Genomic DNA, 25,026 nt, shown 5'->3' on the forward strand with positions numbered 1-25,026 from the left:
TGCCGCCGGCCTGCCTTGCGCTTCCGCGGCGCATGGGGCGACGATACCGGAGGCGTCGGCAGGGATCGCGGTTTTCGATGTGCGACGACACGCGCGAACCCATGACATTGTTCGGCCTGCTGCGCGCCGTGATCCACGTTATTACGCGCGGCCGGTCACCTACCGTCCCTATCCTTACGGCGTGCCGGCACCATTCGTGTTCAGCTACGGGCCGTTCTGGACGCGTTAGCCCGCGGGCGCAAATCCCCTGACCAGCAGCACGGTGGCCTGCGCGCCGGCTTTGCGATCACGCGAGATCTCTTCGTAGTCGGGCGAGTTCGAGAAGGAGAGGAACGCGGCCTCGTCGGGAAACGACATCATGACAAGCTTGTCATGCGGCCATGCGCCTTCGAGCACGCGCGGATGTTCGTCGGCGGCGAGCAGCCGTCCATTGTGCTTCTTGAACACGTCGAAGAACCGCGCCTGGTAGCGGTCATAGGCCGCGCGGTCCGTCATCTTCAATTGCGCAATGGCGTAGACAGTCATCTGCAAAATTCCTTCCCATAGCGGCACTGCGTCGCATCGCGGAGCCCAGTGTCGTTCATTCATGGCGCGTTCACATCGGTGTCCGCAATTTAATCTTGGGAGCGACTGTAATTGAACAGCAATGGCGCGGCCGAGACGTCGCGCCGCAACTCTGCTGTCCAGATTCAGGGAGGATTCCATGCTGAGGATGTTGGGCCTCGGGACAAGCCCGATGCGCTTGCTCGGGATCGCGGCCGCCGCAACGCTGATGCTGTCAGCCGGCACCGCGCGTCGCGCTGAAGCGCTGACCTTGATCAATCCGGCGACGTCACCCGCGACGAAGGCTGCGGCCGACGATCTCGTCACGCAGATTCGTCACGGCGGCGGGCACGGCGGACATGGTGGCGGCTTCCACGGCGGAGGTTTCCGCGGCGGTGGCTTCCATGGCGGAGGACACATCGGAGGTTTCCGCGGCGGTGGATTTCGCGGCGGCCATATCGGCGGCTTCCGCGCCGCGCCGGCCTTCCACCACAGACATGTCGGCGGCTATCGCTATGGCGGCTTTCGCTATGGCGGATATGGCGGCTACCACCGTCACTGGGGCCATCATCGTCCCCACTACGGCTATCGTCACTTCCATCGCCGCTATTATGTTGGCGGCTATTATCCCTACTACCACTATCCGCGCCGCTGCCGGATCATTTGGACCTATTACGGTCCGCGCCGCGTCTGCCGCTGGCCCCGCTGGCACTATCCGTACCGGTATTATTGGTGATGTGAGTGAGCACCGTCATTCCGGGATGGCGCGCAAGCGCCAGACCCGGAATCTCGAGATTCCGGATTCGCCCTTCGGGCGCTCCGGAATGACAGCGTGGCCTACAGCCAATCCCTCAGCTTCCACGACGAAGCTTTCCACCGCATCAGGTTCTCAACCTTCCACTGCCGGAACATCGCCGGCGGCCAGCGGCTGAGCTTCAAGGTCTCCTCGACCTCCGGCTTGGCGACAATGCGCAGCGGCGTCGCGCGCCGCCGGTGCTGGCGCGTGGCCTCGCTGATCAGATCGACATATTCCGGCTTGTTGGCCATGGCGCGCGTCCTCGCGAAGATGTCGCGAGGACGAGAATGTCGGCGACGCGGCTTAACGGCGCTTTGCCGCGATCGCTACAATTGCAGGAACCGGCTTAGCGCCAGTCCCTGACGTCGACGAAGTGACCTGCGATCGCCGCCGCCGCCGCCATTGCCGGCGACACCAGATGCGTGCGGCCCTTAAAACCCTGGCGGCCCTCGAAATTGCGGTTCGAGGTCGAGGCGCAGCGCTCTTCCGGCTTCAGCTTGTCCGGGTTCATGGCAAGGCACATCGAGCAGCCCGGCTCACGCCATTCGAAGCCGGCCTTGATGAAGATCTTGTCGAGACCCTCGGCTTCCGCCTGCTCCTTCACGATGCCGGAGCCCGGCACGACCATGGCGTTGACGTTCGCTGACACGGTCTTGCCTTCAGCAATCTTCGCTGCGGCACGTAAGTCCTCGATGCGGCCGTTGGTGCAGGAGCCGATGAAGACGCGGTCGAGCTTGATGTCGGTGATCTTCGTCCCCGCGGTCAGGCCCATGTATTTCAGCGCGCGGTGCTTGGAGATGCGCTTGGCCTCGTCCGCGATCTTGTCGGGGTCGGGCACGATGCCGGTGACCGAGATCACATCCTCGGGCGAGGTGCCCCAGGTCACGATCGGCGGCAGCTTGGCCGCATCGAGGCGCAGCTCGTGGTCGAAATGCGCGCCTTCGTCGGAGCGCAGCTTCTCCCAATAGCGCATGGCCGCATCCCAGGCCGCGCCTTTCGGCGCCTTCGGACGGTCGCGCAGGAAGTCGTAGGCCTTCTGGTCGGGCGCAACCAGGCCGGCGCGCGCACCGCCCTCGATCGACATGTTGCAGACCGTCATGCGGCCTTCCATCGAGAGCGCACGGATCGCGTCGCCCGCATATTCCAGCACGTAACCGGTGCCGCCCGCGGTGCCGATCTCGCCGATGATGGCCAGAATAATATCCTTGCCGGTCACGCCATCAGGCAATTTGCCGTCGACGGTGACGCGCATGTTCTTGGCCTTCTTCTGGATCAGCGTCTGCGTCGCCAGCACGTGCTCGACTTCCGACGTGCCGATGCCGTGCGCGAGCGCACCGAACGCGCCATGCGTCGAGGTGTGGCTGTCACCGCAGACGATGGTGGTGCCCGGCAGGGTGAAGCCCTGCTCGGGGCCGATGACGTGGACGATGCCCTGGCGCTTGTCGAACTCGTTGTAATATTCGATGCCGAATTCCTTGGCGTTCTCGGCCAGCGCCTTGATCTGCTCGATGCTCTCAGGGTCGGGATTCGGCTTGGTGCGGTCGGTGGTCGGCACGTTGTGGTCGACGACGGCGAGCGTCTTCTCGGGCGCATGAACCTTGCGTCCCGTTGCACGCAGACCTTCGAACGCCTGCGGCGAGGTCACCTCGTGCACCAGGTGACGATCGATGTAGAGCAGGCAGGTGCCGTCCTCGGCTTCGTGCACCAGATGGTCGTTCCAGATCTTGTCGTACAGGGTGGTGGGCTTGGACATGAGCTTAAGCTCCGAAGAATGTGTGTAAGCGGAATGCGCGCTTGGCGCGCGGGCAACAAAATCGTCAGCGCAGCTTTTCAGGCTGCGCGAATAAGCTCTGACGTTGCCGAGGTCGCGAAGCGTCCGAAGAACCGGCCAGGCAGCCGCGAGCGATCGTCGATGACGATGCGCTTGACGGGGGCGAAGCTGGTCAGATCTGGAAACATTCTAGGAATATATAGCAGGCCGAATTGGAAGCGCGAGAGCTTTGAAGCGCACGGCAGACGCAACAAAAAAGCGCGGAGCCGAGCCCCGCGCTTTTGAAAGACTTGCCTGGTGGCGAAGCTTACTCGCCGACGGCAGCAGCGCGGTCCTGCTTCTCGACGATGCGGGCCGACTTGCCGCGGAGATTGCGGAGGTAATAGAGCTTGGCGCGACGCACCTTGCCGCGGCGCACCACCTTGATCGAGTCGATCATCGGCGACATCACGGGGAACACGCGCTCCACGCCCTCGCCATAGGAGATCTTGCGAACGGTGAAGCTCTCGTTGAGGCCGCCGCCCGAGCGGCCGATGCAGACGCCCTCATAGGCCTGCACGCGGGTGCGGTCGCCTTCGACGACCTTCACGTTGACGATCACGGTGTCGCCGGGACCGAATTCGGGGATGTCCTTGCCGGCGGACAGCTTGTCGAATTGCTCTTGTTCGAGCTGCTTGATCAGGTTCATGGGTAAATCTCCATCGGCGCGCCCAGCCTTTAAAACGGGGGCTGCGCGAAATTCGTCTATCCAGCCATTGCGGATTTGGCCGCTCCTATAAGGCAAGCCGGAGCGTTTGTCACCCGTCTGTCTTGCTTTTTGGCGTTTTTTGGCCCGCCCCCCGATTCGTGGCCTTTTCCCACAAATCCGGCCGCCGGGCTGCCGTCAGGGCCTCGGATTGCGCCCGCCGCCAGCTGGCGACCTTGGCGTGGTCGCCGGAGGTCAGGATCTCAGGGATCGGAGCCCCCTCGAACAGCTGCGGACGGGTGTATTGGGGGTATTCGAGCAGCCCGTCCGAAAAGCTTTCCTCGGTTCCCGAGGCCTCTTTGCCCATGACCCCCGGAAGCAGCCGGACGCAGGCGTCGATCAGGGCCAGGGCCGCGATTTCGCCCCCGGACAGCACGTAATCGCCGATCGAGACCTCCTCCAGACCGCGTCCGTCGATCACCCGCTGGTCCACCCCCTCGAACCGTCCGCAGACGATCAGGGGGCCGGGGCCCTTGGCGAGCTCGACGACACGGGCCTGGGTCAGTGGCCGACCGCGCGGGCTCATCAGCAGGCGGGGCCGTTCCGGACTGGCTTCCGCGGCATCGATGGCCGCGGCCAGCACGTCCGCCCGCAGCACCATGCCGGGCCCGCCGCCGGCCGGGGTGTCGTCGACGCTGCGGTGGCGGTCTGTGGCGGCGGCCCGGATATCCCGCGCCTCGAGCTGCCACAGCCCGGACGTCAATGCACGTCCAGCCAGGCTCACGCCGAGCGGTCCCGGAAACATCTCCGGAAACAGCGTCAGCACCGTCGCGCGCCAGGGTGAGGGGTTGGTCATTCGATCTCAGTTCTCGTCGTCCCGGACAAACGCGGTTCAAGCGCGCGCAGATCCGGGACCCATAACCACCGTTGTTAGATTGGCGATGGCTGGAGCCATCAGCTTAGCGAAAAATCCCGACCTGTGGTTATGGGTCCCCGCGTTCGCGGGGACGACTCGCGGAGGGGTCTTCGTCCCGATTGCCCTCGATCTCCTGCGGCAATTCGATCACGACACGGCCGCCCGCAACATTGACCTCCGGCACCACCGCATTGGAGAACGGCAGCAGCATCGTCGTGCCCTTGGGCGGCGCGATCTCGATGATGTCGCCGGCGCCGAAATTATGGATCGCGAGCACGCGGCCGAGCGGCTCGCCATCCGTGGTGACGGCGGCGAGCCCGATCAGATCGGTGTGGTAATATTCGTCCGCCTCAGTCGCTGGCAGCTTGTCGCGCGGAACGTAGAGCTCGATGCCGTTGAGGCGCTCGGCCTCATCGCGCGTCGTGACGCCCTTGAACGTCGCGACCAGATGATCTTTCGCTTCGCGCGCCGTTGCGACCTCGAAGTGGCGCGTGCCGTCCTTGGCGAGAAGCGGACCGTAGCGTCTGATGGCAAAGGGATCTTCGGTGAAGGTCCACAGCTTGACCGCACCGCGCACACCATGCGCGGCGCCGATCCGCGCGACGCAGACCAGCGCCGACATGATCTAGCCTTAGGCCTTGGCGGCTTCGGCCTGCGCCTTGCGCTCCTTGCGCGGCACGGCCTTCTGCGGGTTGTTGCGGGCTTCGCGCTTCTTGACGCCGGCGGCATCGAGGAAACGCGCCACGCGGTCGGACGGCTGCGCGCCTTTGGCGACCCAGGCCTTCACCTTCTCCATGTCGAGCTTGAGGCGCGCCTCGTTGTCCTTCGGCAGCAGCGGGTTGAAATAGCCGAGACGCTCGATGAAGCGGCCGTCGCGCGGAAAGCGCGAATCGGCGACGACGACGTGATAGACGGGACGCTTCTTGGTGCCTGCACGGGCGAGGCGGATAACGACGGACATTCAGTTCTCCTTCGAAGTACGGTTTGCAAAGTACGTTTTGTTCGGTTGATTGGTATTTTCGCGTCGCGCGGGACCGATGCGGTCCCGTGCAACGAATTCCTCATTTCTTCTTGCCCGGGAAACCGCCGAGACCCGGCAGCGTCGGCTTGCCGCTCAGCCCGGTCAGTCCAGGAAGGTTGGGCAGGCCGCTGCGAAGACCGGGCGGCAGATCCTTCGGCAAATTCGGCAGGCCTTGTCCGCCGCCGCTCTGCATCTTCTCCTGCAGCGCCTTCATCTCTTCGGGCGAGGGCATCTTCATGCCGCCGCCAAAGCCCATCGCCTGCGCGATGCCGGCGAGCGGGCCGCGCTTGCCCGAGCCCATGGCCTTCATCACGTCGGCCATGTTCCGGTGCATCTTCAGCAGCTTGTTGACGTGCTCGACGCTCTGGCCGCTGCCGGCCGCGATGCGCTTCTTGCGGCTGGCCTTGAGCAGGTCCGGATGACGGCGCTCGTCGCGCGTCATGGAATCGATGATCGCGACCTGGCGCTTCAGGATCTTGTCGTCGATGCCGGCTGCGGCGATCTGGTTCTTCATCTTGGAGATGCCGGGCATCATGCCCATCAGACCGCTGATGCCGCCCATGTTGGACATCTGCAGCAGCTGCTCGCGCATGTCGTTGAGGTCGAACTGACCTTTGCGCATGCGCTCGGCGGTGCGCGCGGCCTTCTCGGCGTCGATATTGGCGGCGGCGCGTTCGACCAGCGAGACCACGTCGCCCATGCCGAGGATGCGGCCGGCGATACGGTCGGGGTGGAAATCCTCCAGCGCATCGGTCTTTTCGCCGGTGCCGATCAGCTTGATCGGCTTGCCGGTGACCGCGCGCATCGACAGCGCGGCGCCGCCGCGGCCGTCGCCGTCGACGCGGGTCAGCACGATGCCGGTGAGGCCGACGCGCTGATCGAACGAGCGCGCAAGATTCACCGCGTCCTGGCCGGTGAGCGAGTCCGCAACCAGCAGCACTTCGTGCGGATTGGCCGCCGCTTTGATCGCCGCCGCCTCCGCCATCATCTCTTCGTCGAGCGTGGTGCGGCCGGCGGTGTCGAGCAGCACGATGTCGTAGCCGCCGAGCTTGCCGGCTTCCAGCGCGCGCTTGGCGATCTGCGGCGGCTGCTGGCCCGCCACGATCGGCAGGGTCGGAATGTCGAGGTCGCGGCCGAGCACGGCCAGCTGCTCCATCGCCGCCGGGCGGTAGACGTCGAGCGAGGCCATCAGCACCTTGCGCTTGTCGCGCTGGACCAGGCGGCGGGCGAGCTTGGCGGTGGTGGTGGTCTTACCGGAGCCCTGCAGGCCGACCATCATGATCGGCACCGGCGGCACGGAATTGACGTCGATGGTCTGGCCTTCGGCGCCGAGTGTGTTGATCAGCTCGTCGTGGACGATCTTGACCACCATCTGGCCGGGGGTGACCGACTTGACGACGGTGGCGCCGATCGCCTGCTCGCGCACGCGCTCGGTGAAGCTGCGCACCACCTCGAGCGCGACGTCGGCCTCCAGCAGCGCCCGGCGCACCTCGCGCATCGCGGCGTCGACGTCCTTTTCGGTCAGCGCACCGCGCCCCGTCAGACGATCGAGAATGCCACCAAGCCGTTCCGACAGATTGTCGAACAATGCCGTTGTCCTTTTTTACCTCTCCCCGCCTGCGGGGAGAGGTCGGATCGCCCTTGCGATCCGGGTGAGGGGGTACGGGACTATCTACGCACACCACGCGCGGAGAGAGCCCCTCACCCCGACCCTCTCCCCGCAAGAGCGGGGCGAGGGAGAAGAAAGTCCAAACACCTTTGCGCCCGAGGGCGCACAGCGCTGTCGGGCGTTGGCCTCCGGCCTCGAGGGCCAGTCGGCGGGTCGAAAAGAAAGCCTTTCCGAGAAAGTGGCTGGGTTAAACGCCGCTCCCACCCAAAAGTCAAGGAAAGTTAGGGTGCCGGCGTGCCTTTGGTAGGGCAAGATACTGAAAATGTGATCCTTTTGGCGACGGGTTCCTTTTTCGCCAGCCCCGCCCATATAGCCGGTGATGACTTACCATCCCGACTATCCCTAGAAGCCCGCCGTGCCGGTCACTCGTCGCCGCCTTTTCGGACTGCTCGCCGGAGCCGGTGCTCTGGTCGGTGTCCCCTCCCTCTGGATATCCAGCATGAAGACCTATGACGGCCCCGCCTCCGACCATTTCGACGGCCTGCACTTCTTCGATCCGGACGGGGCGCCGCCAAAATCGCTTCGTGAGGTGCTGCGCTGGCAGTTCGGCGGCAAGCGGCAGCGCGCCGTATGGCCGGACTGGGCCCCCAGCCCCCATGCCGACACGCCACCGGAGCGGGTCGATGGCGACAAGGTGCGGCTCGCCTTCGTCGGGCATGCCAGCTGGCTGATCCAGGCGGGCGGTCTCAACATCCTCATCGATCCCGTCTGGTCCTCGCGGGTCTCGCCGGTCGCCTGGGCCGGACCGAAGCGGCACAACGACCCAGGCATCGCCTTTGAGAAGCTGCCGAAGATCGATGTCGTGCTGGTCTCGCACGGGCACTACGATCATCTGGATATCGCGACGCTGTCGCGGCTCACCAAGAATTTCGCTCCGCGCGTGGTCACTCCGCTCGGCAATGACGTCACGATGCGCGGCGCCGATCCCACGATCAAGGTCGAAGCGTTCGACTGGCACGACCGCATCGAACTCGGCGAAGGCGTCGCCGTGCACCTGGTGCCGACCCGGCACTGGACCGCGCGCGGCCTGTTCGACCGCAACAAGGCGTTGTGGGCGAGCTTCGTGCTGGAGACGCCCGCCGGGAAAATCTACGTCGTCTGCGATTCCGGCTATGGCGATGGCCGGCATTTCCGCCGCGTCGCCGAGAAGCACGGCAAGCTGCGTCTGGCGATCCTCCCGATCGGTGCCTACGAGCCGCGCTGGTTCATGCGCGACCAGCACATGAACCCGGAGGACGCGGTGAAGGCGCTGGCCGATTGCGGCGCCGAGGCCGCGCTCGGGCATCACCACGGCACGTTCCAACTGACGGACGAAGCGATCGACGCGCCAGCCAAGGCGCTGGTCGAAGCGCTCGATGCGGCGAAGATTCCGCAGGAAAGATTCGTGGCGATGATGCCGGGGCAGGTGGTGGAGATTTAACCTTTTCCAAACACGCCGCTTCGTGCCCCGGACGCAGCGCAGCGTCCCTTCGACGGTGCGCTGCAGAGCCGGGGCCCATCTCGCCGTATCGTACCGTGCAATATTCTGGGTCCCGACTCTGCGCAGCAGCGTTTCACGCTGCAGCGCGTCCGGGACACGAGACCTATTGCTCTTTGGCCTTGATCGCCCAGCTCACATTCACCGTCACCGTCAGCGTCTCCTCGCCGGGCGCAACGGCGGCCGGCGCAGCCATCGGCGCTGCCGCCATGCGGCCCTTGAACAACGGCACCGGGCCACCGCCCTCGGACACGTTGAGCGGAGCCCCCAGCGTCACTCCGGTGGCCTTGGCGTAGATCTCCGCCTTGCGCCGCGCGTCTGCCACTGCCTGCTCACGCGCATCGTCGAGCAGCTTGGACGCCTGCGTCACCTCGAACGAGATGTTGCCGATATCGTTGGCACCGGCGCTGACCAGCGTGTCGATGATGCCGGCCACCTTGGTCACGTCGCGGATCTTTACGGTGACGCGGTTGCTCGCGCGGAAGCCGACCACGGGCGAGGCGCCGGTGGATTTGTTCTGGCCGTATTGCGGCTGCAGCGACAGCCGCGAGGTCTGGTAGTCCTTCTCGGCGATCCCGGCGCCCTTCAGCGCCAGCAGCACCTTGCCCATCGCTGCGTTGTTGGCGTCGGAGGCTTCCTTGGCGGTCTTGGCGTCGGTGGCGACGCCGGCATCGATGTGCGCGAGATCGGGCGCTGCGGAAATCATGGCCTCGCCGCTCACCGTGATGGCGGACGGAAAATCGTCGGCGCGTGCGGGGACGGTCAGCAGGGTGGCGAAAACGGCGGCAAGTACGGCAGGCTTTTTCATCAGTCTCACTTCAGCGGTACGAAAACGTTGATCACGAGCTTGTCCTCGGCCGTCTTCAGGGGATCGGTGAGGTACTCCTCGATGAAGGTGTCCTTGGCTTCCAGCCTCTTGTCGTCGAGGTGATTGGTGATCGCCTCATAGGTGTTGTCCATGTTGTCGTAGGAGCCGCGATGGACGAATTTCAGCGCCTTGCCTTCAGGCGATTTGCCGATGCTCATGTCCTTGGGCAAGTTCTTGGGATCCTGATCGACCGGGATCTCGGCAAGGAAGGTGAAGCCGGTGTCGTCGGTCGAGGTGTAGACGATCATCGAATTGCCAGATGGCTTGATGCCCTGCTTGTCCAGCAGCGTGTTCAACGCCTTGAAGGCATTGATCAGCGTGTCGAAGGCCGAGTCCCAATTGGCAGTGCCCTTGACCATCACGACCTTCTTCGGCTCGAGCGTGGTCTCGAGGCCGAAGGGATCCGCAGTCTGCACCGGGGCTGGAGTGGCGGCCGCGGCGGGCGGTGGGGCCGTCGGGCTGGGCGAGGCACTGGCCGCGGGTGATGGCGATGCTGAAGGAGCGGGTGAGGCGCTGGCCGCTGGCGAGGGTGTTGCCAAGGGGGCGGGCACGGGTGCGGGCGAGGCGCTTGCCGCCGGGGAGGGCGCGGCGGAGGGGGCTGGCGAGGGGCTAACCGACGCGGCGGGCGCCGGGCTCGGGGTTTGCGCCAGAACTTCGGGCAGGCCAAATGACAAGCCAAGCGACAAGACCGCTGCCGGGATCAGCGCGGCCAGAGCGAGACGACGAAACCTGATCATTTTATTCTCCCCAAGACTTATTCTCCCCAAGACCTTGGGCATCAAGACCTTGCCCACCAAGGCCTAATCCGGCTTTTAGCCCGGCCGCGCGTCCCGGCTTGCGCGAACCGCGCCGTTCTAACACGCGAGTGCCGAATTCGTCCCATGACAGATGCGTCATGGCAGGCACCTTGGCCGATGTCCCGCTCGCGGTGGCAAATCACTGGCCAAGCGGCCGAGGATCGCCATATAAGGCAGGCGAAATTCGGGAATTTTCATGAGCGCGCTGGCCAACCACGCATTTGCCAAGATGAACGGCATCGGCAACGAGATCGTCGTTGTCGACATGCGTGATTCCGCAGGCCGGGTCACGCCGGACGACGCCCGCGCCGTGGCGTCCGCGCAGGCCGGCGTGGCCTACGACCAGCTCATGGTGCTGCAGAAGCCGCGGCTCGACGGCACCGAAGCCTTCATCAGCATCTACAACAATGACGGCTCGGAGGCCGGCGCCTGCGGCAACGGCATGCGCTGCGTCGTGCGCCGCATCTTCGAGAAGACCGGGCAGACCACCGCAACCTTCGAGACGGCCGCCGGCCTGCTCAATGCCTGGCAGGGTCCCGCGGCCGACCTCTACACCGTCGATATGGGCGCGCCAAAATTCGGCTGGGAGGATATTCCGCTGGCGGAAGAGTTTCGCGACACCCGCTACATCGAATTGCAGATCGGGCCGATCGACAATCCGATCCTGCATTCGCCCTCCGTGGTGAGCATGGGCAATCCTCATGCGGTGTTCTGGGTCGAGGACGTCAACGCCTATGATCTCGGGCGCTTCGGCCCGCTGCTGGAAAACCATCCGATCTTTCCGGAGCGTGCCAACATCACGCTCGCTCATGTCGTCGATCCCCAGCACATCACGATCCGCACCTGGGAACGCGGCGCAGGCCTGACCAAGGCGTGCGGGTCGGCGGCCTGCGCCACGGCGGTCGCCGCGGCGCGGCTGAAGCGCGCCGAGCGCAAGGTCGAGATCACATTGCCCGGCGGCAAGCTCGGCATCGAATGGCGCGAGCGCGACGACCACGTGCTGATGACGGGCACGGCGACCTTCGAATATGAGGGCCATTTCGATCCGGCGCTGTTCGCGCCGGTGGCTTGATGGCTGTCGATATCGTCACCTTCGGCTGCCGCCTCAACGCCTTCGAGGCCGAGGTGATCCGCACCAAAGCGGAGGGCGCGGGCCTTTCCGACACCATCGTCATCAACAGCTGCGCCGTCACCAACGAGGCGGTGGCGCAGGCGCGCCAGTCGATCCGCAAGCTGAAGCGCGAGCGCCCCGAGGCGCGCATCGTGGTCACCGGCTGCGCGGCGCAGACGCAAGCCGCGATGTTTGCCGACATGGCCGAGGTCGATCGTGTCGTCGGCAATGACGACAAGATGCGCGACGAAGCATGGCGCCAGGCACGCGATGCCTTCGACATCGGTGCCAACGAAAAGATCGCCGTCAGCGACATCATGGCGGTGAAGGAGATGGCGCCGCATCTCGTCGATGGCTATGCGAGCGGTCTGCCGCGCGTGTTCGTGCAGGTGCAGAACGGCTGCGACCATCGCTGCACCTTCTGCATCATCCCATTCGGCCGCGGCAATTCACGCTCGGTGCCGATGGGCGCAGTGGTCGATCAAGTGCGGGCGCTGGTCGAACGCGGCCATGCCGAGATCGTGCTGACCGGCGTCGATCTCACCAGCTACGGCACGGACCTGCCGGGCGCGCCGAAGCTCGGCATGTTGACCAGGCAGATCTTGCGGCACGTGCCGGACTTGAAACGCTTGCGCATCTCCTCGATCGATTCGATCGAGGCGGATGACGATCTGCTCGATGCCATCGCCGAAGACGCGCGGCTGATGCCGCATCTGCACCTGTCGCTGCAGTCGGGCGACGACATGATCCTGAAGCGCATGAAGCGGCGGCATTCGCGGCAAGATGCGATCGCGTTTTGCGACCGGGTTCGCCGCCTGCGCCCCGATATCGCCTTCGGCGCCGATATCATCGCGGGCTTCCCGACCGAGACGGAGGAGATGTTTTCGCGCTCGCTCGATCTGGTCGAAGAATGCGGCCTGACATTCCTGCACGTCTTCCCCTATTCGCCACGGCTCGGTACGCCGGCCGCACGCATGCCACAGGTGGCGGGGCCGATCATCAAGGACCGCGCGAAACGGCTGCGGGCGGCTGGCGAAGCGGCATTGCGGCGGCGGCTGCAGGCCGAAGTCGGCGCAACGCGCGATGTGCTGATCGAGAGCGAGGAGCAGGGGCGCACCGAGCACTATCTGCCGGTGGCGATTACGGGCGAGCGTGTCGGGAGCATCGTGCCACGGGTGATTGCCGCCATTGATGGCGAGCGGCTCACCACGTAGTCGGTGTCGGAGTTGCGGCGCGTTGCATCCCCAATGTCGTCCCTGCGCACGCAGGGATGACACCGCGGGTGGCGCGCCCCTACAACGCCCGCACTTGCCAGAATCGCAGCGTCCGCTTTGCGTTCTCCGCCGTCATTCTCGCGTAATTCCCCTGCGCCCTGGCGGTGTCCGCCGGCTTCATCGCACCCGTTGCAAAACGGCTTTCGAGCACGGCCACGGTCGTCTCCCAGCTGAGCTGCGCGGCCTTGCACGGCACCAGCAGACCGTCCTCGCGCAGACTCTGCATCAGCGGACGAATCACCTCGACTGTCGACCCGGACAGCACCGCCAGCGCCGCCGCCGTCTCCTCATAGCGCCGCTGTTTGGCAAAGCCGAACAGCATCGCCTCATCGAGCTGGCCGGTCGCCTTGAGCGCCGCAATCGCGCGCTTGGCGCCTTCGAAATCGCGCACGCCCGACATCTCACGCTCGACACCGATGGTGACGGCGGCGATTGCGCTCTGGACTTCCTCGAACAGATGCGGCGGCGCGCGCGATAACAGGCGCGTGCGCACCGCGTCCGTCGCCGAGCGCAGCAGCTGGCGGCGCAGATCCGACGGCAGATCGACGCGGACGCCGACGCTCACGGCGAGCTCGGGATCGCTTTCGGCCTGCGCGACGATGATGGCAAATCCGCCTCCGGAGACGCGCGCGCCGGGATTGGCGGCGAGCCGCCGGCTGACGCTGGGATAGCGGCGCGTCAGCAGCGCGTCGGTGACGATCTCCTTCAGCCACCAGCGGCCCGCGACCGCGAGCAGATGCGGCTCGCCCTTGGTCGAGGCGATCTTCACCAGCTCGCCGTCGTCGAGGCGGGCGGATTCCTGCAGCACGGGGCCGGCGATGCGGATCTCGTCATTGCTGGCGAGGCGGCGGATCACGGAGGGCGGCGCCTGCGCGATCGGCGCCAGCTGCGCGCTGATCTCGGCCAGCGCCACGCGTGCTGCCACATCGGCGATCGCGCGCAGCTCGATGGTGACGATCAGGCGCTCGAGCACGTCGTCGAACAGCGCGATCTGCTCGTCGTCAAAGCGGCCGGCGGAAGACAGGAACAGGTCGGTGACGCGCCGGGCGGTCTCCAGCCCCTTTTCCGGTGAGCCTGCTCGAATCGCGGATTCGACCTCGTCGATGATCGATAGCCCGGCCTTGGTCATCACGCGCGGCTCGTCCTGAGCGGTTACGGTAGCTTTTTCTAAGCAACCGTTATCATTAGAGGCGAGCGCTGAAGGTTTCGTAAACCATGCTCGGATCGGGCAAAGACGGCGCCTACTCCCCGTTCCAGCCGCAAGCCCCGAGCTTCTCGTACATATGCGGCGGGGCCGGGGCCACCACGCGGACCGGCTCCTTGTTCCGGGAGATCGGCACCACGATCTCGCGGGAATGCAAATGCAGGCGCGGCTCGCCGAAACGGGGGCCGTTGCCGTAAATGTTATCGCCGAAGATCGGCCAGCCGGTCGCGGCCGAATGCACCCGCAATTGATGGGTCCGGCCGGTGACGGGTTCCATGGCGAGCCAGGTGAAACCGTCGCCCCGCCCCATCACTTTCCAGTGGGTGATCGCCTTCTGCCCTTCCGGATCGGGCTTCTGCCACCAGCCGCGCTCGGCATTGAGCCGCCCGAGCGGCATGTCGATGGTACCTTCGTCCTCAGTGGGGCCGCCCTCGACCACGGTCCAGTAGGTCTTGCCGATCTTGCCGTGCTTGAACAGCAGGCCGAGCGAAGCCGTTGCCTTGCGGTGGCGGCCGAGCACGAGGCAGCCGGAGGTGTCCTTGTCCAGCCGGTGGGCCAGCACCGGCGGCCGCGGCAGGCCGAAGCGGAGCGCATCGAAGGAATCCTCGAGGTTCGGCCCGCCCTTGGGGCCGCGATGCACCGGCAGGCCGGCCGGCTTGTCGATGATGAGCATCAGCCCGTCGCGATGGAGCACGCGCGCCAGGATTTCGTCTGATGTCAATTCGGGAACATCGAGCAAGGATAACGACTTTCGGTCAAGACTTTCGTTTACGGGCCGGAACGGCTAACACGCCACCATGAACGATACCACCTCCGACACCCCCAAACTGAGCTGGTGGCGCCGCCTGTCCAACGGGCTGAAGCGCACCTCGTCCTCGCTGGGGACCGCAGTCGCGGACCTCGTCACCAAGCGCAAGCTTGACCGCGCCATGCTCGACGACATCGAAGACGTGCTCCTGCGCGCCGACCTCGGCACGCAGGTCTCGGTGCGCATTGCCGACGCCGTCGGCGCGGGCCGCTACGACAAGGCGATCTCGGCGGACGAGGTCAAGGACGTCGTCGCGACCGAGGTCGAGAAGGTGCTGGCGCCGGTGGCAAAACCGCTCGAGATCGACACGGCCAAGAAGCCGTTCGTCATTCTCGTCGTCGGCGTCAACGGCTCCGGCAAGACCACCACCATCGGAAAGCTCTCGCAGAAATTCGCATCCGAAGGCCGCAAGGTGATGCTGGCCGCCGGTGACACGTTTCGCGCCGCCGCGATCGAGCAGCTCAAGGTCTGGGGCGAGCGGACCAGGACGCCGGTCATCGCCGGCGCGCAGGGCTCGGATTCGGCGAGCCTCGCCTTCAGCGCACTCACCGCGGCGAAAGAGCAGAACATCGACGTGCTGCTGATCGACACCGCCGGCCGCCTGCAGAACAAGGCTGAGCTGATGAACGAGCTCGAAAAGGTCGTGCGTGTCATCCGCAAGGTGGATGCGACCGCGCCGCATGCGGTGCTGCTGGTGCTCGATGCCACCGTCGGGCAGAACGCGCTGTCGCAGGTCGAGGCCTTCCATCGCACCGCCGGTGTCACCGGCCTCGTGATGACCAAGCTCGACGGCACCGCGCGCGGCGGCATCCTGGTGGCGCTCGCGGAAAAATTCAAACTGCCGGTGCATTTCATCGGCGTCGGCGAAGGCGTCGACGATCTCGCCCCCTTCACCGCGCGCGACTTCGCCCGCGCCATCGCCGGAATCGAGTCATAGGTTTTTTGTCATGCCCCGGCTTGACCGGGGGCATCCAGTACGCCGCGCCTTCTCGGTTCAAGCCGAGCTGTCTCTGGAATACTGGAATCCCCGCCCCAGTGCGCAATTGCGCACAAGGCGGGGGATGACCACAACAAAGGTTAGAGAATGGACAAGACCCAGCCGCATCCGCTGTTCAAGCTTGCGACCGAGCTCGGTCCGCTGCTCGTGTTCTTCTTCGTCAACGCGAAGTTCAACCTGTTCGCCGCCACCGGCGCCTTCATGGTTGCGATCGTGGCGGCGATGGCCGCCTCCTATGTGGTGACGCGCCACATCCCGATCATGGCGATCGTGACGGGCGTGATCGTGCTGGTGTTCGGCACGCTGACGCTGGTGCTGCACGACGAGACCTTCATCAAGGTCAAGCCGACCATCATCTACGGTCTGTTCGCCGCGATCCTCGGCGGCGGCCTCTTGTTCGGCCGCTCCTTCATCGCCGTGATGTTCGACCAGATGTTCAACCTGACGCCGCAGGGCTGGCGCATCCTCACGCTGCGCTGGGCGCTGTTCTTCGCCGGCATGGCCGTGCTGAACGAGATCGTCTGGCGCACCCAGAGCACGGATTTCTGGGTGAACTTCAAGGTGTTCGGCGTCACCCCGATCACGATGATCTTCGCCATCGCCCAGATGCCGCTGACCAAACGCTACCACCTCGAGCCGGTCTCGCTGGAGACCAGCGAGGCCGAGGCGGGGGATGTCAGGAAAGGGTAGTCGGTCTCGTGTCCCGGACGCGCGAAGCGCGAGCCGGGACCCAGGCCTCTCTCCAGAAGTGACGCTGTGGTGACATGGGCCCCGGCTCTGCAGCGCATCGATGAAGGATCGCTGCCATAGCGCGTCGAAGATGCGCGTAAACGCGCTGATGGCGTCCGGGGCACGAGAGCGCGAGTCTAGCTTCCCGCCGCCTTCAACGCCTTCTCCAGCTGCGGCATCAATACCGTCCGCAGATTGTCCGGCGTGATGGGTCCTACCAGCTTGTAGACGATGGTGCCCTCGCGACCGACGACGAAGGTTTCCGGCACGCCGTAGACGCCCCATTCGATCGAGGCGCGGCCGTTGGCGTCGACACCGACGCTGCCGAACGGGTTGCCGTAGCGGCCGAGGAAGCGGCGGGCATTGTCGGCTGCGTCCTTGTAATTGATGCCGACCAGCTGGAAGCGCTTGTCCTTGGCGAGCTCGGTCAGGAGCGGCGCCTCGTCATGGCACGGCACGCACCAGGAGGCCCAGACGTTGACCAGGCTGACCTTGCCCTTGAAGGCGGCGGGATCAAGCCCCGGCACCTGCGCGTTGTCGGCCTGCAAGCCCTCGAGCGGCGGCAGCGTCGTCTGCGGCGCCGGACGACCGATCAGCGCCGAAGGAATTCGCGAGGGGTCGCCGCTGCCGAGCCTGAACCAGAACAGCAGCGCAAGACCGAGAAAGGCGATCAGCGGCAGCGCCATCAGGAGGGTGCGGCGCTGCGGCGGAGCGGAGCTCGATCGATCGCTCATCGCAGCTCCGTCGCGCTGCGGCCTGACCGGCGGGTGATGCCGCGCTCCTCCAACTCGCGCAGGCGCTGCGTCTGGCTGCGATAGTCGAGCATGACCCAGCCGATGAGGATCACGACCACGAGCGCGGCCGCGGCGTAAGACGTCACGATGAAGGACGCGTAAGGACCAAGTGACATCGTCATGCGGCCCCAGCTTCTTTTGACGCGTTTTCTTCACGCGAACCGGCGGCCACTTCGCTCGAAAATTCTATGCGACTCGCCTGCATCATCTGCAGCGAGCGGACACGGCGGCGCAGGATCTCGTTGCGCATCGCAGCCAGGTGCAGCGTGACGAACAGCAGCGTGAAGGCGATCGCCATCACCAGCAGCGGAATCAGGAACGACTTGTCGAGCGCCGAGCCGCCCATGCGCATCACCGAGGCCGGCTGGTGCAGCGTGTTCCACCAGTCGACCGAGAACTTGATGATGGGCAGGTTGATCGCGCCGACCAGGGTCAGCACCGCCGCGGCGCGCGCCGCGCGCGAGGGATCGTCGACCGCGCGCCACAACGCCATCAGGCCGAGATACATCAGGAACAGGATCAGCACCGAGGTCAGCCGCGCATCCCATTCCCAATAGGTGCCCCACATCGGCCGGCCCCACAGCGAGCCCGTGAGCAGCGCGAGGAAGGTGAAGGCCGCGCCGATCGGCGCGGCCGCCTTCGCCGCGACATCGGCGAGCGGATGCCGCCACACCAGCGTGCCCAGCGAGGCGATGCTCATCACGCCCCACACGAACATCGACAGCCAGGCATTGGGCACATGGATGAACATGATCTTGACGGTCGCGCCCTGCTGATAGTCGTCCGGTGCATAGGCGGATTGATAGAGGCCGATGGTCAGCAGGATGACAGTCGCGGCCGCGAGCCACGGCAACACCCGCGTTGTCAGCGCGAGGAACCGCGTGGGATTGGCGAGGTCGATCAGCGTCATGGTATCCTGATAATCACCGGGGGCCGCTCAGGCAATCAGCACGAAAGTTCGTCGCGAAAGTTGATCGGGGTCAAGGTCAGTCCAGTCCATGCCGTAGGCTCGCCGCCGCCGCGAACGGGCCGATCACGAGGCTGACCAGCGACAACGCGCACAGAATCGAGAACGGCGCGCCGAACGTCATGGGACCGACGATCACCGCCTGCGAGGCCGCAACCCCGAAAATCAGCACGGGAATCGACAGCGGCAGCACGAGAACGGCCATCAGCAATCCGCCGCGATGCAGCGTCACGGCCAGCGCCGCGCCGATCATGCCGGTGAAGGTCAGGGCTGGCGTGCCCGCCAGCAGCGTCAGCGCCACTGCAGCCGTGGCGACCATGTCGAGGTTGAGCAACAGGCCGAGCACGGGGGTTGCGACAATCAGCGGCAGGCCGGCGGCCAGCCAATGCGCCAGCGCCTTGGCGGCGCAGGCGAGTTCCAGCGGCGTGCGGCTCATCGTGATCAGGTCGAGCGAGCCGTCCTCGTGGTCGGCCATGAACAGCCGGTCCAGGGTCAGCAGGCTCGCCAAGAGCGCGCCAAGCCAGAGGATCGCCGGTCCCAGCCGCGACAGCAGCGCCAGATCCGGACCGACTGCGAACGGCATCAGCACCACCACGGTCAGGAAGAACAGCACCCCGATCAACGCCCCGCCGCCGACGCGAAGCGCAATCCTGATGTCCCGGCGGATGAGGGCGGAGAGGGCGGTCATGAGGTGCTTCCATTCATTGGGAACACCCCCACTGCCGACCGCAAGGGCGGTGCGCTCCCTCCCCCGCTCTTGTCCGCCGAAGCCTGGGCGAAGGCGGATGCGGGGGAGGGTTGGGGAGAGGGTGTCTCGACAACGAAGACTCCCCCGGAGGAGAGAACCCTCACCCGGCGCCATAACCGATGCAAAGCATCGGCGCTTTTAAGGGACGGCGGCCAAGGGCCGCCTATGCCGGCCTCTCCCGCAAGCGCAAGCGGGAGAGGCGTGGGAGCCCGCGGGAAGAGAGGGGAGGCAACGGGTGGAGCGAAGCTCCGCCGCTCGGAAAGCTGAGGGTGGGGCCGCGTCACGCCATACCCCCGATCCGCAGCTCGCGCGATTCGATCCCCAGCGGTGCGTGGGTGGCGGCGATGATGATGCCGCCGGCGGCCAGATGCTCACGCATCAGGCTGCCGAACATATCCTGGCCGGCCACATCCAGCGCGGTGGTTGGCTCGTCTAGGAGCCAGACCGGGCGACGCACGGTCAGCAGCCGGGCCAGCGAGAGCCTGCGGCGCTGGCCTGCGGAGAGGAAGGCCGCGGGCAGATGGATGGCATGGTCGAGGCCGACCTTGGCGAGGCTATCAGTTGCCTCAAAACGCTCGCCGCCGAGAAAATCAGCCCAAAATGACAGATTTTCCGCCACGCTGAGCGCCGGCTTCAGGGCATCGCGATGGCCGAGATAGTGGCACTGCTCCGCCAAGGTCAGCTCGCCATCGCCGCCGTCGAGCGCGATCGTCCCGCCGGCGGGGACCAGCAGGCCCGCGATCAGCCGCAGCAGCGAGGTCTTGCCCGATCCGTTGCGGCCCGTCACCGCCAGGGCTTCGCCCGAGTTGGCCGCGAAATCGAGGCCGGCGAACACCTCGCGGCCGCCCCGCACGCATCTGAGCCCGTGACCTGCCAGCCGCATCTCGTCTCGTTTCAACCCGCTCAAAGCCAGGCCTCAGGAAATCTTGGGGTAGCGCATGGGAATTTTTGGCTCAGCGATTGCTGCGGCACGATTGTGGCTGTGGCGGCGCGGTTAGAAAGCTTCTATAAGCCCGGAACTACTTGATGCAGCAACTCAACCTGCCCCTGCAAGCGGCCCAGCCTGACACGCTGACGGTGTTAAAATACCCTGCCGGGTATAACTAACAATTGGGATCTCCTACATGACCTCGCTCGACAGCTTCAAATGCAAAAAGACCCTCAAGGTCGGCGCCAAGACCTATGTGTATTACAGCCTGCCTACGGCCGAGAAGAATGGTCTGAAGGGAATTTCGAAACTTCCCTATTCGATGAAGGTCCTGCTCGAGAACCTGCTGCGCAATGAGGACGGGCGTTCGGTCAAGAAAGAGGACATCGTCGCCGTCTCGAAATGGCTGCGCAAGAAGTCGTTGGAGCACGAGATTGCCTTCCGCCCGGCGCGCGTGCTGATGCAGGATTTCACCGGCGTGCCCGCGGTGGTCGACCTCGCCGCGATGCGCAACGCGATGCAGAAGCTCGGCGGCGATGCCGAGAAGATCAACCCGCTGGTGCCGGTCGATCTCGTCATCGACCACTCCGTGATCGTGAACTTCTTCGGCGACAACAAGGCCTTCGGCAAGAACGTCACCGAGGAATACAAGCAGAACCAGGAGCGCTACGAGTTCCTGAAGTGGGGCCAGAAGGCGTTCTCGAACTTCTCCGTCGTGCCGCCCGGCACCGGCATCTGCCACCAGGTCAACCTCGAATATCTGGCCCAGACGGTCTGGACCAGGAAGGAGAAGATGACGGTCGGCAAGAAGACCGGCACCTTCGAGGTCGCCTATCCCGATTCGCTGGTCGGAACTGATTCCCACACCACCATGGTCAACGGTCTCGCCGTGCTCGGCTGGGGTGTCGGCGGCATCGAGGCGGAAGCCTGCATGCTCGGCCAGCCGTTGTCGATGCTGCTGCCCAATGTCGTCGGCTTCAAGCTGAAGGGCGCGCTGAAGGAAGGCGTCACTGCGACCGACCTCGTGCTGACCGTGACGCAGATGCTGCGCAAGCTCGGCGTGGTCGGCAAGTTCGTCGAGTTCTTCGGCCCCGGCCTCGACCACCTCTCGGTCGCCGACAAGGCGACCATCGCCAACATGGCGCCCGAATACGGCGCGACCTGCGGCTTCTTCCCGGTCGATGCCGCCGCGCTCGATTATCTCAAGACCTCCGGCCGCGCCTCGGCGCGCGTCGCGCTGGTGCAGGCCTATGCCAAGGCGCAAGGGCTGTTCCGCACCGCCAAGTCGCCCGATCCGGTGTTCACGGAAACGCTGACGCTCGACCTCGGCGACGTCGTGCCGTCGATGGCCGGCCCGAAGCGTCCCGAAGGCCGCATCGCGCTGCCCACCGTCGCGGACGGTTTCTCGCTCGCGCTCGCCAGCGAGTACAAGAAGGCCGAGGAGCCGGCCAAGCGCTTCGCCGTCGAAGGCAAGAACTTCGACATCGGCCATGGCGACGTCGTGATCGCCGCCATCACCTCCTGCACCAACACCTCGAACCCGAGCGTCTTGATCGGCGCCGGCCTGCTCGCGCGCAACGCGGCTGCGAAGGGCCTCAAGGCCAAGCCGTGGGTCAAGACCTCGCTCGCCCCGGGCAGCCAGGTGGTCGCGGAATATCTCGCCAATTCCGGTCTCCAGCCCTATCTCGACAAGGTCGGCTTCAACCTGGTCGGCTTCGGCTGCACCACCTGCATCGGCAATTCCGGTCCGCTGCCGGAGGAGATCTCGAAGGCGATCAACGACAATGGCGTCGTCGCGGCCGCCGTGCTCTCCGGCAATCGCAACTTCGAAGGCCGCGTCTCGCCGGACGTGCAGGCGAACTACCTGGCCTCGCCGCCGCTGGTCGTCGCCTATGCGCTCGCCGGCAGCGTCACCAAGAACCTCGCCACCGAGCCGCTCGGCGAGGGCAAGGACGGCAAGCCGGTGTACCTCAAGGACATCTGGCCGACGGCCAAGGAGATCAACGCCTTCATGAAGAAGTTCGTGACCGCGTCGATCTTCAAGAAGAAGTATGCCGACGTGTTCAAGGGCGACACCAACTGGCGCAAGATCAAGACGGTCGAGAGCGAGACCTATCGCTGGAACATGTCTTCGACCTATGTGCAGAACCCGCCTTACTTCGATGGCATGAAGAAGGAGCCGGAGCCCGTCACCGACATCGTCGAGGCGCGCATCCTCGCCATGTTCGGCGACAAGATCACCACCGACCACATCTCGCCGGCCGGTTCGATCAAGCTCACCTCGCCCGCCGGCAAGTATCTCAGCGAGCACCAGGTGCGTCCGGCCGACTTCAACCAATACGGCACGCGCCGCGGCAACCATGAAGTCATGATGCGCGGCACCTTCGCCAACATCCGCATCAAGAATTTCATGCTGAAGGGCGCGGATGGAAACATCCCCGAGGGCGGTCTGACCAAGCACTGGCCCGACGGCGAGCAGATGTCGATCTACGACGCCGCGATGAAGTATCAGGAAGAGAAGGTGCCGCTGGTGGTGTTCGCCGGTGCCGAATACGGCAACGGCTCCTCGCGCGACTGGGCCGCCAAGGGCACGCGTCTGCTCGGCGTCCGCGCCGTGATCTGCCAGAGCTTCGAGCGCATCCACCGCTCCAACCTGGTCGGTATGGGCGTGCTGCCGCTGACCTTCGAGGAAGGCACCTCCTGGCAGTCGCTGGGCCTGAAGGGCGACGAGAAGGTCACGCTGCGCGGCCTGGTCGGCGACCTCAAGCCGCGCCAGAAGCTGACCGCGGAGATCGTCTCCGGCGACGGTTCGCTGCGGCGCGTTTCGCTGCTTTGCCGCATCGATACGCTGGACGAGCTCGACTACTACCGCAACGGCGGTATCCTGCACTACGTGCTGCGCAAGCTCGCTGCGTAAGCGCGGATTTGTGAACGATGGCTCACTGCGAAGTGAGTAGAAGCCTAAATGAAGGCGGCCTATCAAAGGCCGCCTTCACGCGTTTGCGGTACGCTTCAGATGGGCCCGCCCGGCGGAAAACCTCCCTTGGATGGTTGCCTGGACGGACGAACGTACCGCACCCCGTAAGACTACGGTGACCATCAGGCGATAAGATTTCCCTTCTCACGAGCAATGGTGTGCGGCGTTCGACATGACAACAATGACGGCTACTCATCCGATTTCGCGCTGGTCTGGTGCCCTCTGGTCGGGAGCTCTCGGCATCTGTGCGATCATCGCCGTCATCCGCCCCGCCGAGGCTGATCCCCGTGCCGTTGTCGAATTGTTTACCTCGCAGGGCTGCTCGTCTTGCCCGCCCGCCGACCAGATCATCGGCGATCTCTCCAAGGATCCTTCGGTCATCGCGCTGAGCATGCCGATCGACTATTGGGACTATCTCGGCTGGAAGGACACGCTGGCGGATTCGCGCTTCTCTGCACGGCAGCGTGCCTATTCGCGCATGCGCGGCGACCGCGAAGTTTATACACCGCAGGTCGTCGTCAACGGCTCCACACATGTCATCGGCAGCGACCGTGCCGGCATCGAGAGTGCGATCGGCAAGACCGACAAGGGCACCGGCGTGATGAGCGTGCCGGTGACGATGTCACTCTCGGGCAAGCAGATCAACGTCTCGGTGGCCGCAAGCAAGGAGCCCGCGGCCTCGCACGGCGAAGTCTGGATCTGCTCGATCGCCAGGTCGGTGCCGATCGCGATCACCAAGGGCGAGAATCGCGGACAGCAGGTCACCTATCACAACGTGGTGCGCAACCTGCTCAAGGTCGGCGACTGGACCGGCCGTCCGGAAAGCTGGACGGTGCCGATCGAGAACCTCACGCGCGACGGCGTCGACGGCGCGGTGGTCTATATCCAGGACGGCAGCCGTGAGAAGCCGGGCCCGATGCTCGGCGCGGCGTACACGTCGTTGCACTGATATTTTTCTAGCGTCGCACTCTGCTCTCGACCCTCATGGTGAGGAGCGCGCCCTTGCGCGCGGGCGGACGATCCTGCGCATCGCCGCGAGAACCATGAAAGGCCCCGCTGATGCAGCTCAGCCTTCATCCTTCGAGACGCCGCGCGAAGGGCGCGGCCCTCAGGATGAGGGGAGAGAGTCTTCGCGCGGATGTTCGGAGAGAGGTCGCGCCGGAAACATCCCGACACAAACAAAAAAGGACCAACTCGCGTCGGTCCCTCCTTGCCGTGCGTACAGACCCGATCCTGTCCGACCCCGGGGGGCTGGGGGCTGAGGAATCCGGAACCGAAAGGACCGGGTCAACGCACGTGAGTCTTTTCGCAATGCAGGGCGGCAGGCGCTGGGCGGAAAAGCGGCGAGACTAAGATTCTTGAGCACGATCCCGTGACGGTTTGCCGCGACAGAGTTCCACCATTGCGTGTGCCCTGACTCGCAACCGAATCAATCGGTTGAACCCCTTGCGGTAGGGAACGGTTGGCGCGATCATGCAATTGTCATGAACGCGGTTCCGGGGACGGTCTTCGCGGACGCGGGTCTTTGCCGGCTATGAGGAGGCGCTTCCCATGAGTCTGATGTCGGAGGATGCCGATCCGAGCGAGCAGCGCGCGGCGGCGCGACCCGCCGCTACGAATGCGCAGCCGAACCGGGTGACGTTCAACCGGCTCGAGCTGCACCGCATTCTCAATCTCTACGGCCGCATGGTCGCCGACGGCGAGTGGCGCGACTACGCCATCGACTTCCTGAAGGATCGCGCCGTGTTCTCGGTGTATCGCCGCGCCTCCGAAGTGCCGATCTATCGCATCGAGAAGGATCCGCGGCTCGCGCGCAAGCAGGGCATGTACAGCGTGATCTCGGCGACCGGCCTGATCCTGCGCCGTGGCCATGAGCTGGAGCGGGTGTTGCTGGTGATCGATCGGAAACTGGCGGTGGTGTGACGACCCTCGGTCGTCATCCGGGG

At 65.2% G+C, this 25,026-nt stretch carries 26 protein-coding genes; 9 read left to right on the forward strand and 17 right to left on the reverse strand.

From position 1 onward, the window contains the following. Positions 1-225 precede the first annotated feature (225 nt). The gene (locus tag ACVIIV_RS08365) at positions 226-525 is read right to left on the reverse strand and encodes a DUF1330 domain-containing protein (RefSeq protein ID WP_456743765.1); all 300 of its coding nucleotides are present in this window, start codon (positions 523-525) and stop codon (positions 226-228) included. 178 nt (positions 526-703) lie between these two features. Here ACVIIV_RS08365 and ACVIIV_RS08370 point away from each other — a divergent pair, with 178 nt between their 5' ends. Then, positions 704-1,279 carry a hypothetical protein gene (locus ACVIIV_RS08370; protein ID WP_456743766.1) on the forward strand — a complete coding sequence of 192 codons (576 nt, stop codon included), beginning with the start codon at positions 704-706 and terminating at the stop codon, positions 1,277-1,279. 101 nt (positions 1,280-1,380) lie between these two features. Here the strand turns inward: ACVIIV_RS08370 and ACVIIV_RS08375 are convergent, their stop codons facing one another. From ACVIIV_RS08375 to ffh, 7 genes are all read right to left on the reverse strand, one after another. Continuing rightward, a complete protein-coding gene (locus tag ACVIIV_RS08375; protein WP_456743767.1) occupies positions 1,381-1,590 on the reverse strand; it encodes a hypothetical protein in 210 nt (69 codons plus the stop codon). Positions 1,591-1,685: 95 nt separating this feature from the next. After that, the gene (gene leuC / locus ACVIIV_RS08380) at positions 1,686-3,092 is read right to left on the reverse strand and encodes a 3-isopropylmalate dehydratase large subunit (RefSeq protein WP_128928924.1); all 1,407 of its coding nucleotides are present in this window, start codon (positions 3,090-3,092) and stop codon (positions 1,686-1,688) included. A gap of 325 nt (positions 3,093-3,417) precedes the next feature. Further along, positions 3,418-3,798, reverse strand: a complete 381-nt coding sequence (gene rplS / locus ACVIIV_RS08385; RefSeq protein ID WP_027573014.1) for a 50S ribosomal protein L19 — start codon at positions 3,796-3,798, stop codon at positions 3,418-3,420. 109 nt (positions 3,799-3,907) lie between these two features. Then, the gene (gene trmD / locus ACVIIV_RS08390) at positions 3,908-4,651 is read right to left on the reverse strand and encodes a tRNA (guanosine(37)-N1)-methyltransferase TrmD (RefSeq protein WP_456743768.1); all 744 of its coding nucleotides are present in this window, start codon (positions 4,649-4,651) and stop codon (positions 3,908-3,910) included. A 127-nt stretch (positions 4,652-4,778) separates the two neighbouring features. Next, complete coding sequence (rimM, locus tag ACVIIV_RS08395; protein ID WP_456743769.1) at positions 4,779-5,333, reverse strand: ribosome maturation factor RimM; 555 nt, start codon at positions 5,331-5,333, stop codon at positions 4,779-4,781. 9 nt (positions 5,334-5,342) lie between these two features. Next, positions 5,343-5,672, reverse strand: a complete 330-nt coding sequence (gene rpsP / locus ACVIIV_RS08400; RefSeq protein ID WP_456743770.1) for a 30S ribosomal protein S16 — start codon at positions 5,670-5,672, stop codon at positions 5,343-5,345. Between the two features lie 100 nt (positions 5,673-5,772). Continuing rightward, positions 5,773-7,320 (reverse strand): signal recognition particle protein, encoded by a 1,548-nt coding sequence (ffh, locus tag ACVIIV_RS08405; RefSeq protein ID WP_211410663.1) that lies wholly within the window; start codon positions 7,318-7,320, stop codon positions 5,773-5,775. A gap of 436 nt (positions 7,321-7,756) precedes the next feature. On the opposite strand from ffh, the gene ACVIIV_RS08410 reads away from it, so the two are divergent. Beyond that, positions 7,757-8,821 carry an MBL fold metallo-hydrolase gene (locus ACVIIV_RS08410; protein WP_456743771.1) on the forward strand — a complete coding sequence of 355 codons (1,065 nt, stop codon included), beginning with the start codon at positions 7,757-7,759 and terminating at the stop codon, positions 8,819-8,821. A 163-nt stretch (positions 8,822-8,984) separates the two neighbouring features. Here the strand turns inward: ACVIIV_RS08410 and ACVIIV_RS08415 are convergent, their stop codons facing one another. Both ACVIIV_RS08415 and ACVIIV_RS08420 read right to left on the reverse strand, forming a co-directional pair. After that, positions 8,985-9,686, reverse strand: coding sequence for an SIMPL domain-containing protein (locus ACVIIV_RS08415; RefSeq protein WP_456743772.1), 702 nt, complete (start codon positions 9,684-9,686; stop codon positions 8,985-8,987). Positions 9,687-9,691: 5 nt separating this feature from the next. Then, positions 9,692-10,483 (reverse strand): GyrI-like domain-containing protein, encoded by a 792-nt coding sequence (locus tag ACVIIV_RS08420; protein ID WP_456743773.1) that lies wholly within the window; start codon positions 10,481-10,483, stop codon positions 9,692-9,694. A 256-nt stretch (positions 10,484-10,739) separates the two neighbouring features. Between ACVIIV_RS08420 and dapF the strand changes: the two genes are divergently transcribed. Together dapF and mtaB are read left to right on the forward strand one after the other, a co-directional pair. After that, positions 10,740-11,615 (forward strand): diaminopimelate epimerase, encoded by an 876-nt coding sequence (gene dapF, locus ACVIIV_RS08425; RefSeq protein ID WP_456743774.1) that lies wholly within the window; start codon positions 10,740-10,742, stop codon positions 11,613-11,615. Then, positions 11,615-12,868: a tRNA (N(6)-L-threonylcarbamoyladenosine(37)-C(2))-methylthiotransferase MtaB gene (mtaB, locus tag ACVIIV_RS08430; RefSeq protein WP_456743775.1), complete on the forward strand. Its 1,254-nt coding sequence runs from the start codon at positions 11,615-11,617 to the stop codon at positions 12,866-12,868. Before dapF ends, mtaB begins: the two co-directional genes overlap by 1 nt. 79 nt (positions 12,869-12,947) lie before the next feature. Here the strand turns inward: mtaB and ACVIIV_RS08435 are convergent, their stop codons facing one another. Further along, positions 12,948-14,057 (reverse strand): DUF2336 domain-containing protein, encoded by a 1,110-nt coding sequence (locus ACVIIV_RS08435; protein WP_456748687.1) that lies wholly within the window; start codon positions 14,055-14,057, stop codon positions 12,948-12,950. 112 nt (positions 14,058-14,169) lie between these two features. After that, a complete protein-coding gene (locus tag ACVIIV_RS08440) occupies positions 14,170-14,871 on the reverse strand; it encodes an RluA family pseudouridine synthase (RefSeq protein WP_456743776.1) in 702 nt (233 codons plus the stop codon). Between the two features lie 58 nt (positions 14,872-14,929). Here ACVIIV_RS08440 and ftsY point away from each other — a divergent pair, with 58 nt between their 5' ends. Next, on the forward strand, positions 14,930-15,877 hold the full coding sequence (gene ftsY, locus ACVIIV_RS08445; RefSeq protein WP_456743777.1) for a signal recognition particle-docking protein FtsY: 948 nt from the start codon (positions 14,930-14,932) through the stop codon (positions 15,875-15,877). A gap of 147 nt (positions 15,878-16,024) precedes the next feature. Further along, the gene (locus ACVIIV_RS08450; protein WP_183249435.1) at positions 16,025-16,627 is read left to right on the forward strand and encodes a septation protein A; all 603 of its coding nucleotides are present in this window, start codon (positions 16,025-16,027) and stop codon (positions 16,625-16,627) included. Positions 16,628-16,803: 176 nt separating this feature from the next. On the opposite strand, the gene ACVIIV_RS08455 is transcribed toward ACVIIV_RS08450, so the two are convergent. The 5 genes from ACVIIV_RS08455 to ccmA form a co-directional block, all read right to left on the reverse strand. Next, positions 16,804-17,400 (reverse strand): DsbE family thiol:disulfide interchange protein, encoded by a 597-nt coding sequence (locus ACVIIV_RS08455; protein WP_456743778.1) that lies wholly within the window; start codon positions 17,398-17,400, stop codon positions 16,804-16,806. Beyond that, positions 17,397-17,582 carry a heme exporter protein CcmD gene (gene ccmD / locus ACVIIV_RS08460; protein WP_456743779.1) on the reverse strand — a complete coding sequence of 62 codons (186 nt, stop codon included), beginning with the start codon at positions 17,580-17,582 and terminating at the stop codon, positions 17,397-17,399. The genes ACVIIV_RS08455 and ccmD overlap by 4 nt, the downstream gene beginning before the upstream one ends. Next, the gene (locus tag ACVIIV_RS08465) at positions 17,579-18,370 is read right to left on the reverse strand and encodes a heme ABC transporter permease (protein ID WP_456743780.1); all 792 of its coding nucleotides are present in this window, start codon (positions 18,368-18,370) and stop codon (positions 17,579-17,581) included. Before ACVIIV_RS08465 ends, ccmD begins: the two co-directional genes overlap by 4 nt. Positions 18,371-18,446: 76 nt before the next feature. Next, positions 18,447-19,115, reverse strand: a complete 669-nt coding sequence (ccmB, locus tag ACVIIV_RS08470; RefSeq protein ID WP_063198473.1) for a heme exporter protein CcmB — start codon at positions 19,113-19,115, stop codon at positions 18,447-18,449. Between the two features lie 340 nt (positions 19,116-19,455). Next, positions 19,456-20,058: a heme ABC exporter ATP-binding protein CcmA gene (ccmA, locus tag ACVIIV_RS08475; RefSeq protein ID WP_456743781.1), complete on the reverse strand. Its 603-nt coding sequence runs from the start codon at positions 20,056-20,058 to the stop codon at positions 19,456-19,458. A 241-nt stretch (positions 20,059-20,299) separates the two neighbouring features. Between ccmA and acnA the strand changes: the two genes are divergently transcribed. The 3 genes from acnA to ACVIIV_RS08490 all read left to right on the forward strand — a co-directional run bounded on the left by acnA (position 20,300) and on the right by ACVIIV_RS08490 (position 25,003). After that, positions 20,300-23,020, forward strand: coding sequence for an aconitate hydratase AcnA (acnA, locus tag ACVIIV_RS08480; RefSeq protein WP_456743782.1), 2,721 nt, complete (start codon positions 20,300-20,302; stop codon positions 23,018-23,020). A gap of 232 nt (positions 23,021-23,252) precedes the next feature. Further along, entirely contained in the window at positions 23,253-24,029 is a 777-nt protein-coding gene (locus ACVIIV_RS08485) for a DUF1223 domain-containing protein (protein ID WP_456743783.1), read from the forward strand. Between the two features lie 602 nt (positions 24,030-24,631). Beyond that, positions 24,632-25,003, forward strand: coding sequence for a DUF2794 domain-containing protein (locus ACVIIV_RS08490; protein WP_456743784.1), 372 nt, complete (start codon positions 24,632-24,634; stop codon positions 25,001-25,003). Positions 25,004-25,026 lie beyond the last annotated feature (23 nt).

The sequence above is a fragment of the Bradyrhizobium sp. USDA 4354 genome (genome assembly GCF_054060315.1).

What these genes read in the sequence shown, in the direction of transcription:
- rplS (WP_027573014.1), bottom strand. Translation starts at nt 3,798, where the DNA reads ATGAACCTGATCAAGCAGCTCGAACAAGAGCAATTCGACAAGCTGTCC.
- ACVIIV_RS08375 (WP_456743767.1), bottom strand. Translation starts at nt 1,590, where the DNA reads ATGGCCAACAAGCCGGAATATGTCGATCTGATCAGCGAGGCCACGCGC.
- ACVIIV_RS08485 (WP_456743783.1), top strand. Translation starts at nt 23,253, where the DNA reads ATGACAACAATGACGGCTACTCATCCGATTTCGCGCTGGTCTGGTGCC.
- ftsY (WP_456743777.1), top strand. Translation starts at nt 14,930, where the DNA reads ATGAACGATACCACCTCCGACACCCCCAAACTGAGCTGGTGGCGCCGC.
- ccmA (WP_456743781.1), bottom strand. Translation starts at nt 20,058, where the DNA reads ATGCGGCTGGCAGGTCACGGGCTCAGATGCGTGCGGGGCGGCCGCGAG.
- rpsP (WP_456743770.1), bottom strand. Translation starts at nt 5,672, where the DNA reads ATGTCCGTCGTTATCCGCCTCGCCCGTGCAGGCACCAAGAAGCGTCCC.
- ACVIIV_RS08455 (WP_456743778.1), bottom strand. Translation starts at nt 17,400, where the DNA reads ATGAGCGATCGATCGAGCTCCGCTCCGCCGCAGCGCCGCACCCTCCTG.
- ACVIIV_RS08465 (WP_456743780.1), bottom strand. Translation starts at nt 18,370, where the DNA reads ATGACGCTGATCGACCTCGCCAATCCCACGCGGTTCCTCGCGCTGACA.
- ACVIIV_RS08415 (WP_456743772.1), bottom strand. Translation starts at nt 9,686, where the DNA reads ATGAAAAAGCCTGCCGTACTTGCCGCCGTTTTCGCCACCCTGCTGACC.
- ACVIIV_RS08490 (WP_456743784.1), top strand. Translation starts at nt 24,632, where the DNA reads ATGAGTCTGATGTCGGAGGATGCCGATCCGAGCGAGCAGCGCGCGGCG.
- ACVIIV_RS08435 (WP_456748687.1), bottom strand. Translation starts at nt 14,057, where the DNA reads ATGACCAAGGCCGGGCTATCGATCATCGACGAGGTCGAATCCGCGATT.
- ACVIIV_RS08420 (WP_456743773.1), bottom strand. Translation starts at nt 10,483, where the DNA reads ATGATCAGGTTTCGTCGTCTCGCTCTGGCCGCGCTGATCCCGGCAGCG.
- ccmB (WP_063198473.1), bottom strand. Translation starts at nt 19,115, where the DNA reads ATGACCGCCCTCTCCGCCCTCATCCGCCGGGACATCAGGATTGCGCTT.
- ACVIIV_RS08365 (WP_456743765.1), bottom strand. Translation starts at nt 525, where the DNA reads ATGACTGTCTACGCCATTGCGCAATTGAAGATGACGGACCGCGCGGCC.
- rimM (WP_456743769.1), bottom strand. Translation starts at nt 5,333, where the DNA reads ATGTCGGCGCTGGTCTGCGTCGCGCGGATCGGCGCCGCGCATGGTGTG.
- ccmD (WP_456743779.1), bottom strand. Translation starts at nt 17,582, where the DNA reads ATGACGATGTCACTTGGTCCTTACGCGTCCTTCATCGTGACGTCTTAC.
- dapF (WP_456743774.1), top strand. Translation starts at nt 10,740, where the DNA reads ATGAGCGCGCTGGCCAACCACGCATTTGCCAAGATGAACGGCATCGGC.
- ACVIIV_RS08370 (WP_456743766.1), top strand. Translation starts at nt 704, where the DNA reads ATGCTGAGGATGTTGGGCCTCGGGACAAGCCCGATGCGCTTGCTCGGG.
- acnA (WP_456743782.1), top strand. Translation starts at nt 20,300, where the DNA reads ATGACCTCGCTCGACAGCTTCAAATGCAAAAAGACCCTCAAGGTCGGC.
- mtaB (WP_456743775.1), top strand. Translation starts at nt 11,615, where the DNA reads ATGGCTGTCGATATCGTCACCTTCGGCTGCCGCCTCAACGCCTTCGAG.
- trmD (WP_456743768.1), bottom strand. Translation starts at nt 4,651, where the DNA reads ATGACCAACCCCTCACCCTGGCGCGCGACGGTGCTGACGCTGTTTCCG.
- leuC (WP_128928924.1), bottom strand. Translation starts at nt 3,092, where the DNA reads ATGTCCAAGCCCACCACCCTGTACGACAAGATCTGGAACGACCATCTG.
- ACVIIV_RS08450 (WP_183249435.1), top strand. Translation starts at nt 16,025, where the DNA reads ATGGACAAGACCCAGCCGCATCCGCTGTTCAAGCTTGCGACCGAGCTC.